We start from the raw sequence: 12,285 nt of genomic DNA, 5'->3' as shown, positions 1-12,285 counted from the left end.
GTGCAACACGTTATGCTGCGTTAGGAAAGTCTTCCAATGCCTGCTGTTGTTCCAGCATCCCGCGGACTCGTTGAGCCAACATGGCGGCGTCGTACCATGTGAATTCCAGATCCGGATCTTCCGCGTATTGGCTTAACGTATCCAGCAGTGTGTCGATGCTGTGGTCGTCGTAGACAAATACAAACCGATGCTGTTCACGCACCATTGCCAGCACGTTTAGCGATGTCGACATGACGGCCTCCTGCCGTGGATCTGAAGAAATTATTGCGCCCCACGGTGGGTATCGGAACAACGCGTCACCATTGTTTTGAAGGTTGTTGAGGCACCCGATATCCGTTTCGTGCGCTATAACGAAGCCAGGCGTCACAGACGAAATAATGCGTTGCCGTGCGGGATTTACCTCGGCGCGATGAGTCGCCCAAAGACCACTTCAACGGACAACTGCAACCGGCAAATGGTGCCGGTTGCGATTATTGTGGGTCGACTCTCCGAGTCGACAAAAAAGACCGCGCGAACGTCGTCGAATTGCCTCTCGCTTCTGCCCGTTCGGATAGCAGCGCGGCGGCGATTGTGCGAGCGATTGGCGAGGGCGGATTGAGCATGTGGGAGCGTGAGGTTTGTAGGAGGGGCTGCTTCTCGACTTGGAAAGTCGAGCCACAATTTTGCGCGAGCTCCGGGGTTGTACTGCTGGAGACATCGCGCCCCACTTCCTCACCCCCAGCGACTTACAGAAGCACCGCCGGCGCATCAGCCTTCACACCGTCACTCGCCTGCCACGCCAACCGCCTGTCGGTGCGTACCGACGCGATAGAGTTCGAGTTTTTGGACGTAGGCTTCGTCGTGTTGTGAGACGAACATGGGGGAGAAGAGATTGAAGAGGACGACGTCACTCGGCGCGAAACGGAAGTCGGCGACATGCTCGAACCGGTACTGGGCGACTGTCCAGTCGTAGAGTAGTTCTTCGGTGCGCAGCGCATTCGGACCGAGGACCAGGTAGGTCGGGAGTTCCTCGCCGTTCAACGCGGCTGGTGGGAAGTTGACGTCCTGGACCGGAGATACATTCAAACCGGCGTTGCGAAGATGGAACAACACGGACGGTTCGCCGAACCCGTAGACGACGCAGGTTGGTTTGTCGATGTCCGCGAGTGGTGTCGAGGTGTCGTACGGTTTTGAAATCCGTTCGTACAGTTGAGCCATAAATCCGGGCGGCGGAATCAGGTTGCCGTCTTCGTCAAATTGTTCCGGCGGATCGGGACGGATGATGCCATCCTCCTCGGTGACCCACGGAATGGCTTCGGGTTGAAACTTGCCCGCCGCATCCTGCAAAGCGGCTTCCCCCAGATGCCACGACGCATCTCGCAGCGACGTTCGGTCGCGCCAGATGGTTGGTGTTCGGATACCGCCCGTGACTGAAATCGTGAGCGCTAACGCGACCACGACCATCGCGTTGACGATTCGCTTGAGTGGCCCGGGCGGTGGGACATCGTCGATCGGACTTCGGCGAGCGACGTTGGTGTTGGCTTCCATCCACCATGCCACGCCGCCTGCTCCGGCCAGCCAGATCGACGCCAGCAGAGGCATCGACAATCGAGGGAACGGAGAATACATCGGCGTGGCGAACACCATTCCCAACAGCCACGATGCCGCGAAGGCAAATCCGATCATGGGATCGATGGCCGGTGCGGCTCTCATATCGGCCGGAAAGAAACCTGCGCCGCCCGGCATGATCAGCGACGTGTCTTGTTCGACTCGGCGACGGTGCAACTCCGTCAACGTTGGCCACAGAAACATTCCAGCCAGGCCGCCGATTCCAAGACATGTCAGCAGCCCAACGGAACTCACACCAGTCGCCACCACGCCCATCACTAGTGCTGTGCTGCAGAATTTGGCGAGCAACCGTGGCGGCGGAAACCATGCTGGTGCTGTTGTCGATTTGGAAGGCGCGGCGTCAGTGGAAGTGGCGTCGGTGGCTATTTGATCGGTAGGTCTTGATTGAGCCAGTTCCATCCAGCGCCGACTTCCGGCGGCCATCATGCCAACGATCACAGCCAGCGCGGCCAGCCAGCTGTCGAAGTGGAAGTAGTACATGATGTGAGCCGCCATGTTGTTCTGCCACTGACTCAACCCGGTGTAGTAGCCAGAATGGTTCGCAGCGACGGCCGCATAGCCGCCAGCGTCCTGCAACATCCAAAGCCAGGGCGACCAGCAGACGAAGGCCGTCGCAGCCATCACCAGAACCAGCGCGGCCGATGTCCTGAACGTCGCGATGGTGCGTTGTCTCAGTAGCCATCGAAAGGCAACTCCGCTACTGACGATTGCCAGCGGTAACCAGCCGGTGTACTTCGTCCACCACGCTGCGGCGCAGCAGATTCCGGCGACGATCATCAGCTGGTACGAACTGCGATTGATTCCCGCTGCTGCGACGGTCACGGCCAGAGTCATCCAGAACAGCACGGGCACGTCTGTTAACGCCATGCGAGAAAACTGAATGTGGTAGTCACTGAAAGCAACCACGTACACGATGAACAGTCCGGCGTTCATTCCGAAGCTCATGCGAGCCAGCCACCACATCAGCGGGATGGTGGCACAGCCCAGAAGGAGGCTCGGCAGAAAAACGGCCCACGGCTGATGCCCTGTGATGGCAGAACTGACTTCAATCATCGTCGGCAGCAGCGGCGGTGCATACAGTTGACGATGCGGGTACGAGGTCCCAAAGTCGCCGTCGTGCCACAGGCCAGCGGCGTAGACGCCTTCGTCAAAGTGTTCGACGGCCAGTCGGTCCAGATGCTGAACTCGCAGCAACACGCCCATTACGATGGCCATGCCGACAAGGACGAGTTCGGGTTTGGAACAGGGAAGCTTCATGGAGGCAGAATTTTAAGATCTGAAATGGCAGATTTGAGATGTCCGACGCGGCGGCATCTTCGGAAATTGGTGATTGGAATGCCATCGTCCGTTCGTTCCACGTGAAACAGACGTCGATCGTTCTCTCCAGAGTCGATCTGTCGCGGTTGGATCGTTTAACCCGCAGCCGGAGGCGCAGGCGTGAGCGTGGCGGGCTGAACGCAGTTTGATGATCCGACACACGGTCGGCAGCAGCCTGTCGCCGAAGGTTCGATCGGAAGTGCTGCGGCTGGGGCGTCCAGCCGCAGCTGCGAAAGCACCGACAGTAAGTTTCCGATCGTTGCTAGCGAATCCCACGTCAGAGCGGACGCCTGCGCCTCCGGCTGCGGGTTAAACGAATTCAATGAGATCGAGATACGTCGTGGTGCAACCCGTTCCACGTGGAACGAGTCTCAGTTCGGATAGGCATCGGCAAGCGGCTTCTGCTCCGCAGCGATCGGCGATTGCTGTTGCTGCCTGGCGGCTTCTGCCTTGTGTTCCATTCTCACCATGAGTCCGAACGGCCACTTGTCCCAGATCACGTACTGCAGCCAAAAGAAGACGCCCAGCGCGAACATCAGCCAGCCTCCGCCCTTCTCCAGCGACCACCGGGCACACCGCCGGCGCTTCAGCTCTCATCCAGCTCACCCGCTCCCCCACGCCAACCGCCCGCCGGTGCGTACCGGCCTGTTTCACGTGGAACACAAAGCCGCGCTCTGCCCGCCTCCCCGCAACCCTTCTCCAGCGACCAACGGGAGCACCGGCGGCGCTTCAGCTCGCACCCGGCTCACCCACTCCCCCACGCCAACCGCCCGCCGGTGCATACCGGCCCGGCCTGTTTCACGTGGAACACAAAGCCGCGCTCTGCCCGCCTCGCCGCAACCCTTCTCCAGCGACCATCGGGAGCACCGCCGGCGCTTCAGCTCTCATCTAGCTCACCCGCTCCCCCACGCCAACCGCCCGCCGGTGCGTACCGGCGTGTTTCACGTGGAACGGAGTTATGGTGAATCGGTGTTTGGGGATTGGTGTTGGTTCGTGGCCATTCGTTCTTCCTTCTGGCGTTCGGCCGCTTCAGCCTTGTGTTCCATTCTTACCGCGAGTCCGAACAGCCACTTGCCCCAGATCACGTACTGCAGCCAGAAGAAGACTCCCAGGACGAACATGGTCAGGGCCATCATCCCGGCGCCGGGCAGGATCACGGCCAGCAATCCGAAAAACGCGAAGCTGACCATGAGCGTCACCAGCAATGCGATCGGCACAGTGGGGACGTCGGGCTGGGGTTCGCGTTTTTGAGGCAGTTTGGGCATAGCCGTGGCAGTGTACGGGATGAGGGCTGAACGATGAAGGCTGGGGCAGAAGGAGAAAAATCCGCGGGCGACTTCTTCTGTTTTCCCTCCCCTTCCCACGCTCGCCCTCGCCGCGCGATCCGCTAACATGTGACATCAGGCGAGCATTTCTTCATCCTATCCCGGCGAACCGAATCTCCACGGGTCTCGCGCCTCTGCAAAACTTCAAATCATGACAGCGACCGCTCAGCCATTGAAAGAACAGTCTCCGCGAGAAGTCCTCGCCCTGTGCCGCCAGCGCGAAATCCGTGCGATTGATCTTCGCTTCGCCGATTTCCTGGGCCAACAAAGACACGTCACGATCCCGGCCGAACAGCTGACCGAAGCCAGGTTCGAAGACGGGTTCGGCTTCGACGGTTCGTCCATGCAGGGTTGGCAGGCGATTCATGAAAGTGACATGCTGATCGTCCCCGATGCTCAGACGGCGTTCGTCGACCCGTGCCTGCAGAACACGCTCGCGATTTTGTGCAACGTCAAGGATCCCGTCACGCACCAAAGCTATCCGCGAGACCCCCGCCATGTGGCTCGCAAGGCCGAAATGTATATGCAGTCGACGGGCATCGCGGACCAGGCCAACGTCGGCAGCGACATCGAATTCTTCGTGTTCGACAGCGTTGTCTTTGACCAGAACGCTCACGAAGCCTACTACCGCATCGACAGCAGTGAAGGCGAATGGAACGGCGACAGCGACCGTCCATCGTCGACCGCTCACCAAATTCGTCACCGCGACGGCTACCTCACAATGCCGCCGATGGACACGCTTCAGGACCTTCGCACGGAACTGATGCTGGTGCTGGCGGAAAGTGGCGTGGCGGTTAACAGCCAGCAGCGAGCGACCGCGACTGGCGGCCAGTGCCACCTGGACCTCAAAGCAGCCCCGCTACAACGCGCCGGGGACCACCTGCTGCGACTGAAATACCTGGCTCGCAACTTCGCGGCTCGGCACGGCAAAGTGGCAACCTTCATGCCCAAGCCCGTCTTCAACGACAACGGCTCCGGTCTGCACCTGCACTTGTCTTTGTGGAAAGACGGCTCGCCGCTGTTCGCGGGCGCTGGCTACGGCGGCCTAAGCGAAACCGCCATGTACGCGATGGGCGGAATTCTCAAACACGCGCCGTCCCTGCTGGCGTTCTGCTGCCCGTCGACCAACAGCTACAAACGACTGATTCCCGGATTCGAAGCCCCGGTCAACCTGTCCTACAGTTACCGCAATCGGTCGGCCGCGATTCGCATCCCGGTGAATTCCGGCGACGAAGCAGATCGACGCATTGAGTTCCGGTGCCCGGATCCTACCTGCAATCCGTACCTCGCGATGTCGGCCGTGCTGATGGCGATGCTGGACGGAATCCAAAATCGCATCAGCTCCGGCAAGCCGCTGGACAAAGACTTGTATGACCTCGCGCCAGAAGAACGACGAGACGTGCCGTCGACGCCCGCGACGCTGGAACACGCTTTGGCCGCTCTTGAATCCAACCACGATTTCCTACTGCGAGGCGACGTGTTTACTCCGGACGTGATCGAGAACTGGGTCCGCTTCAAACGCTCCGAAGAAGTCGACGCCCTCAACCAACGCCCTCACCCCTACGAATTCGCCCTCTACTTTTAGGCCGGTACGCACCGGCGGGCGGTTGGCGTGGGGAGCGGGGGAGCCGGGTGGAGGCTGAAGCGCCGGCGGTGCTCCCGTCGGTCGCTGCAGACAGTCGCGGAATGTAATAACCCCTCCCGCAATTTATTGCGGGAGGGGTCGATCGAGCGAAGCAAGATCGGGGGAGGGCCGCACGACGCACGGACCGCTTTTCCTGTACCATTCACAAGCGCCCGGGAAAGTCGAAACGATCCACGACAACCTGCCAGATACTTTGTTCCAACCTTTCAGGGCCCGTGTCTCGACATTCACTTCGCTTATCCGAATTACGAACCGGCATCACCATGGAGTCGCAAAACTACGTCCTCGCCATCACCGGAGCCAGCGGGACGGCGTACGCCATCCGGTTAGCTCAAGCCATGCTGCAATCCGGAGCGACGCTGCACCTTGTCGTCAGCGAAGCCGCTCGGCAGGTCGCACTGCGAGAACTGGGAACTCAACTGCCCGGCGAAGCGGCAACGTCGAAGGAGTGGCTCACTTTTCTGGCCACAGCTTTCGATCAGCATCCCGCCGCTGAATGGGGCTTCGACAGTTTCGAACCACCCACGGACGCTCGCCTGCACTGCCATTCAATCCGAGACTACTCAGCAGGGATTGCGAGCGGTTCGTTTCTAACCAGCGGCATGGTCGTGTGCCCGTGCTCGATGGGAACGTTATCTTCCGTCGCCACTGGCGCGTCGACAAACCTGATTCAGCGAGCGGCGGATGTTCACTTGAAGGAACGTCGACCGCTGGTCATGGTACCTCGCGAAACGCCGCTTGGTCTGATTGCGTTGGAGAATATGGTGCGGCTCACGAACGCCGGTGCCACCATCCTTCCGTCCATGCCCGGCTTCTATCAGAACCCCGTTTGCGTGGCAGATCTGGTGAACTTTGTGGTCGCTCGAATCTGCGACCATTTGCGAATTCCGAATTCGCTCATCCAACGCTGGGGTGATGAGTCGTAAGAAATCGGACGCATCCGCTTGCCAGGACTGGCGACTCGTAGTGGGGCTCGCCCGAGTTCCTGCGATCCGCCACCCAAATCGGGCTCTCTGGCGAACTCCACTAAATCCCTTTTTCAACACGGAAACAAAACCGCAAATGACCAACGCCAATCGACAATCCACCGGCATTCCGAAGCTTGACGAAGCGCTAGGCGGAGGCCTGATTCCGGGAACGCTGACCGTGGTCATGGGCGCCACCGGTATTGGAAAAACGCAACTCGGCGTCAGTTACGCTCAAGCCGGCGAACAGCAGGAAGGTCAGACCGGCGTCATCTTCGACCTGACCACGCGCGGCGATTCACAAAACCAGGCAGAATATGCCGAACGGATGTTCAACTGGAAACTCCGCCAGCGAAAATTAATCGATCGCATCGACCCGGCCGTGGTTTGGGACGAAGCGGAAATTCGATCCGACTACCTTCACGTCTTTCACCGTGGTGGTCGGCGAGTCACAATCGGTGACATGCCGCCGGAACAATGGCAGGAGTTCAAAGCCGATTTAATGAGACGTCTGGATCAGACGATTGCCTTCTTCTATGGCAACTTTGTGCATGGGGTGCGGCGAGCTGTCATCGATGGCGTTGAGCCGACGGAGAAGGATTCTGACTCGTTCCAGTTCCATTTGTTCGACTACATTTATCACCAGATCCTGCGCAAAGAACACGACTGGCTGGCTCGCGATTTGTTCCGCGTCCATTTTCGGTCGCAGCAAGAAAAGGTCGAGCAGCACGCTTACGACAACCAGGACATCGGCGGCCTGCTGCTGTACACCAGTCACGAAGTGATGCTGGACGACCTGCTTTCACGGCCGATTCAATCGGGCGATGTGCTATCGAACGCCAACACCATTATCATGCTCGGCAAAACGCGCGACGGCAACAAGATTGGCCGAGCCCTCTACGTCGCCAAGCATCGCGGCAGCGCGTGCAGCGACGAAATTCTGCCGTACCAAATCGCGGAACAAGGCCTTCAGATTTTGCCGTCGTAGCTTGAGGCTGCAGCGCGAGTCAGCGACTAATTGTCGGGAGTCGAAGCGGCATCGGCAACGAGTTTGAGATGCGCGGCCGCCGAGTTGAATTCCTGATGAGACGAGAAGCCTTCGAACGACTGGAATGCAATCAATGTGCCTGACAGGAAATTGTGATCAGCTTGAGCGTCGGGAGGCGGCTGAAACGTGTACCCTTCCCAGCCCGCGCGGGGGCTCAGCATTTCGGACTTTTGATCAGTGATGACGCATGACCACGGGCCGGACAGCTTGGTAGATTCGTTCGGGGCGAGCTGGATAATTTGAGTCGCAGTGAGTGCTGCCGGGGTTTGCTGCTCGCCCTTCGCGATTTGTGTTTCTGAAACATGAAACGTTCGAGCGGGCGGAAATGAGATCGAAATTGGCCGATCAGTTATGTTCAAAAACGTGTAGACGGCTGTCCCCTTCAGGTCGTGTACACTCGCGCCATCGCCTTCACTGCGGGCGTCTTCGTCTTCAAGATCCACCTCAATCGCAACCGCTACGGGCTGAGTTGCCTGGACGAAAGCGATCGGGATACTGGGCAACGACTCCTGCTGCGGGGCGAAGAAGCGGCCACAGAAGAACGCGACAACGACTAAGATGATTGTGGCGACGTACTTCATTTCGCTCGTACCTTTCCATGCTTCCGACGAAACCGTTCCGCGTGAAACGCACCGCCGATGCGCTGCAATTGTCGAGCCGCACCAGCCATAGTCAACCCATTTCATCGCCGGCGCTTAAGCTCCAATCCGGCTCATCCGCCCCCCCCACGCCAACCGCCCGCCGGTGCCTACCGGCGACCAGCGGGAACATCGCCGGCGCTTCAGCTTCTATCCGGCTCACCCGCCCGCCACGCCAATCGCCCGTCGGTGCATACCGACCGCCCGTCGGTGCGTACCGGCATGGCAAGGTTTGAGCGGACTTTGTATTGTTCGCGATCTGTGGTTGTGGTGCCGGTTTAGGCGAAGTTGCGGAGCCATCCGTGAGTGGCAAGCTGCGGGGGCATCGTCATTTACTACTGTGTTTTTGCCCCGGAGGGGCGACAGCACTTAGCCTCGGGTGTAAGCCCGAGGTTAGAGACGCGACGCCCACAAAGCCCCGGAGGGGCGACAGCAAAAGGATAAAACAACAACTGGTGTCACCCCTTCGGGGCTTTCTCAAGCTTGTTAGAACACGACCTTGGGCTTACGCCCAAGGCTAAGTGCTGCCGCCCGCCGGGCGAATCGTAAACCCATACCACAATTTACAAACCAACAAAGAACGACTGTTCAACACCAAATTTTTAACAGACCAGCACCATTGATGCGTCAGGCATGGTTGATGGTTTGTGTGCCACTGGCCCTCATTAAATCTACACACGGCTTATCGTGTGACAAAGAATCGACGTATGAGTACCGCGACAAAAAGTAATTATACCGGCAGCGACATTGAAGTTCTTGAGGGGCTGGAACCGGTCCGCAAGCGTCCGTCCATGTACATTGGAGGTGTGGATTCGCGAGGACTGCATCATCTGTTGTGGGAAGTGGTCGACAACTCGGTTGATGAATTTCTGGCGGGCGAATGCAAACGCATTGTGGTGACTCTGCATAAGGACGGCAGCAGTTGTACGGTCAGCGATGACGGCCGTGGCATCCCCGTCGACAAGCATCCAAAGATGAAGAAGTCGTCGTTGGAAGTTATTCTGACGACGCTGCATGCAGGCGGAAAATTCGACAACAAAAGCTACGCTCGCAGCGGCGGACTGCACGGCGTGGGTTCGTCTGTGGTCAACGCGCTGTCGTCGAAGATGGTCGCGACGATTCATCGAGACGGGCACGAATGGACACAGACGTATCGGCGAGGCAAGCCGACTGCTCCGGCGAAGAAAGTGAAGCCGTTTCGAGGCCACGGGACCACGATTTTCTTTCAGCCGGACGACACGATCTTTCGGCGTACGCAGTTCAATTCAGAAACGATCCGTCAGCACCTGGAAGACATTTCGTACATCCACGGCGGCCTGACGATCGTGTTCAAAGACGAACACAAAGGCGAAACTCACGAACTGCACCACCCGGACGGCATTGTCAGCTACATCGAAAAAGTGATCGGTGACAGCGGCAAGAAAACCGTTCACGACTTGTTGTTCAAGACGGACAAAGATGACAAGGTGGCTCGGGTTGAGCTGGTTCTGAAGTGGACGGAAAGCACGGACGAACAGATCCGCAGCTACGTCAACGGCATCCGCACTCATGCTGGTGGAACTCATGAAAACGGCATGAAAGCGGGACTGGCAAAAGCCGTTCGCAACTATATGGAGGTGCACAGCTTTAAGCCGCGTGGAGTAAACATCACGACGGACGACATCCGCGAAGGTGTCGTGGCTGTGCTGTCGATTTTTCACGGCGACCCGATGTTTCAGGGGCAGACCAAAGAGCGGCTGAATAACCCGGAAATGACGTCGATGATCGACGGCCTTGTGCGTCCGGCGCTGGAAAACTGGCTGAACAATAACCCGACTGTGGCCGACGCGATTCTGGGGCGCATCGTGCTTTCTGCGCGAGCTCGCCTGGCCAGCCGCGATGCGGTGAGCGACGTGAAACGCAAGTCGGTGGCCAACCGACGGACGAATCTACCGGGCAAGCTGGTGGATTGTCAGACCAAGAATACCGGCGATTCAGAACTGTTTATCGTGGAAGGTGATTCGGCCGGCGGAACTGCCGTGATGGGCCGCAATTCGTCGACTCAAGCCGTGCTGCCGCTGCGAGGCAAGATTCTGAATACGGAGTCGTTGGGCTTATCAAAGATTCTGAAGAACCAGGAAATCAACGACCTTGTCGAAACGCTGGGAACGGGCATTGGGCCGAATTTTGACATTCATCGCCTGAGGTACGCTCGCATCATTCTGCTCATGGATGCCGACAGCGACGGGTACCATATTTCCACTCTGCTGCTGACCTTCTTCTTCCGCCATATGACGGAATTGATCCGACAGGGCAAGTTGTTTATCGCTCAACCGCCCCTGTTCCGGATCGAAGTCGGCAAGACAACTCACTACGCGCAGACAGATGCGCATAAAGAGGAGATCCTTGCATCGCTGCCTGAGAATCGGACGCCGACGGTGCTGCGGTTCAAGGGGCTGGGCGAAATGAATTCGTCGCAGCTGCGTGACACGACGCTGAATCCTGCGGCTCGTGTTTTGCTGCGAGTCGACATCGAGAGTCAGCTGGAAGCAGACCAGACGTTTCACCAGCTGTTGGGCAAGGAAGCGTCTGAGCGATACAAAGTCATCATGGAAGACGCGAGTTTCGCTGACGACGTAGACGCTTAAACGGCGACTTAAAGTTCGCTGTGTTGTTCGTCCTGCCCTTGAGACGTCACCAGCGTACCGTTGTCTTCGGCCTTATCTTCGCTTTTCAGGACCGCGCTGATTGTGTCGAGCAGGTCTGGAATTCTGAATGGCTTTTGAAGGTAAGCGTCGAAGTCAGACAGGTCCAGATCTGTGGCGTCGTGAGCTGTCAGTGCGATTACTTTCGCGCCGCCACCAAACGCCGAATGTCGGATTACTCGATTCGCAGAAACGCCATCGCAATGAGGCATCACGAGGTCCAGAAGGATGACGTCGGGCGACATGGCCTGCAACAGGTAATCGATCGCTTCGTTGCCGTCAGCGGCCGTCGCCACAAAACAACCTTCAGCGCGAAGAGCAGTCGCGAGGCTGACTCGTTGCATCGCGTCGTCTTCAACAACCAGCACGCGCGTGACGGATTCCAACCACTCAGGATCGACACTCAACTTCAGTTCTGATTCCACCTGATGAAGCTTCAGCGCCAACGATTCGATGCGTTCCAGTTGTCGCAGTGTGGCTTCGTCCGGTGAGAACTCATTGTGCTGAAGCAATGATTCTGCTTCCAACACGATTTGGTTGAGTTGGTTTCTGAGTCGGTGGGTGTATGTGAGAGGACGTGAATCCGACATCAAAAAGCTTCCTGTGGCGGGCCCGTGCGCATGGCTGACAGATCCGTTCGCACAAGGACGTATTGGTATCTGGTAGTCGGTTTACCTGGGGTCAGGTCCGAGGGCGAATTTTACGAGTCGGCCCTTGTTGAATCCAGTGAAACGATTGGTGATTCGCCCGAAAGATCTCGTTCCACAACGCGCTTTTCCGCTCGCGCGCAGAAGGCTTAAAATACTTTCAAAATGTTTTCTAATACCGAATTTTTTGACGAACAGTTTTTGTTGCCGGTGCGCACCGGCGGGCGATTGGCGTGGCTAACGGGTGACGGTGTAACGGCTGAATCGCCGGCGGTGCTCCCGTTGGTCGCCGATAGTGACGGCGTATGAAGTTGGTGCGCAAGTTGTGGTCGAAGGTCGGTTTTACTGATGCGCGTTGATGCGCGAGTCAGGTTCACTTTGCCGGCGGGATATCCCACCCTGGCAGGT

General features: G+C 58.1%; 11 protein-coding genes. 5 read left to right on the top strand and 6 right to left on the bottom strand.

The window, feature by feature from the left end; translation table 11 throughout:
* Window positions 1-10: 10 nt before the first annotated feature.
* The 4 genes from Fuma_RS09975 to Fuma_RS09960 all read right to left on the bottom strand — a co-directional run bounded on the left by Fuma_RS09975 (window position 11) and on the right by Fuma_RS09960 (window position 4,190).
* Complete coding sequence (locus Fuma_RS09975) at window positions 11-232, bottom strand: hypothetical protein (RefSeq protein ID WP_077024009.1); 222 nt, start codon at window positions 230-232, stop codon at window positions 11-13.
* A 530-nt stretch (window positions 233-762) separates the two neighbouring features.
* Entirely contained in the window at window positions 763-2,865 is a 2,103-nt protein-coding gene (locus Fuma_RS09970) for an ArnT family glycosyltransferase (protein WP_077024008.1), read from the bottom strand.
* Between the two features lie 431 nt (window positions 2,866-3,296).
* On the bottom strand, window positions 3,297-3,461 hold the full coding sequence (locus Fuma_RS35215; protein ID WP_158520927.1) for a hypothetical protein: 165 nt from the start codon (window positions 3,459-3,461) through the stop codon (window positions 3,297-3,299).
* A 420-nt stretch (window positions 3,462-3,881) separates the two neighbouring features.
* Window positions 3,882-4,190: a hypothetical protein gene (locus Fuma_RS09960; protein ID WP_077024006.1), complete on the bottom strand. Its 309-nt coding sequence runs from the start codon at window positions 4,188-4,190 to the stop codon at window positions 3,882-3,884.
* 211 nt (window positions 4,191-4,401) lie between these two features.
* Between Fuma_RS09960 and glnA the strand changes: the two genes are divergently transcribed.
* The 3 genes from glnA (at window position 4,402) to Fuma_RS09945 (ending at window position 7,848) form a co-directional block, all read left to right on the top strand.
* The gene (gene glnA / locus Fuma_RS09955; RefSeq protein WP_077024005.1) at window positions 4,402-5,835 is read left to right on the top strand and encodes a type I glutamate--ammonia ligase; all 1,434 of its coding nucleotides are present in this window, start codon (window positions 4,402-4,404) and stop codon (window positions 5,833-5,835) included.
* A 323-nt stretch (window positions 5,836-6,158) separates the two neighbouring features.
* The gene (locus Fuma_RS09950) at window positions 6,159-6,821 is read left to right on the top strand and encodes a UbiX family flavin prenyltransferase (RefSeq protein ID WP_077024004.1); all 663 of its coding nucleotides are present in this window, start codon (window positions 6,159-6,161) and stop codon (window positions 6,819-6,821) included.
* 136 nt (window positions 6,822-6,957) lie between these two features.
* Entirely contained in the window at window positions 6,958-7,848 is an 891-nt protein-coding gene (locus Fuma_RS09945) for an RAD55 family ATPase (protein ID WP_077024003.1), read from the top strand.
* A gap of 26 nt (window positions 7,849-7,874) precedes the next feature.
* Here the strand turns inward: Fuma_RS09945 and Fuma_RS09940 are convergent, their stop codons facing one another.
* Entirely contained in the window at window positions 7,875-8,489 is a 615-nt protein-coding gene (locus Fuma_RS09940) for a hypothetical protein (protein WP_145944083.1), read from the bottom strand.
* Window positions 8,490-9,253: 764 nt separating this feature from the next.
* Here Fuma_RS09940 and Fuma_RS09935 point away from each other — a divergent pair.
* Window positions 9,254-11,173, top strand: coding sequence for a DNA gyrase/topoisomerase IV subunit B (locus Fuma_RS09935; protein WP_077024001.1), 1,920 nt, complete (start codon window positions 9,254-9,256; stop codon window positions 11,171-11,173).
* An 8-nt stretch (window positions 11,174-11,181) separates the two neighbouring features.
* Here the strand turns inward: Fuma_RS09935 and Fuma_RS09930 are convergent, their stop codons facing one another.
* Window positions 11,182-11,820: a response regulator gene (locus tag Fuma_RS09930; protein WP_083731935.1), complete on the bottom strand. Its 639-nt coding sequence runs from the start codon at window positions 11,818-11,820 to the stop codon at window positions 11,182-11,184.
* Between the two features lie 222 nt (window positions 11,821-12,042).
* Here Fuma_RS09930 and Fuma_RS35210 point away from each other — a divergent pair, with 222 nt between their 5' ends.
* Window positions 12,043-12,186, top strand: a complete 144-nt coding sequence (locus tag Fuma_RS35210) for a hypothetical protein (protein ID WP_158520926.1) — start codon at window positions 12,043-12,045, stop codon at window positions 12,184-12,186.
* Window positions 12,187-12,285: the final 99 nt, after the last annotated feature.

Origin of the sequence: Fuerstiella marisgermanici, assembly GCF_001983935.1 — a bacterium.
Taxonomy (GTDB): Bacteria; Planctomycetota; Planctomycetia; order Planctomycetales; family Planctomycetaceae; genus Fuerstiella; species Fuerstiella marisgermanici.
This window is presented reverse-complemented; position numbering and strand designations above follow the sequence as displayed.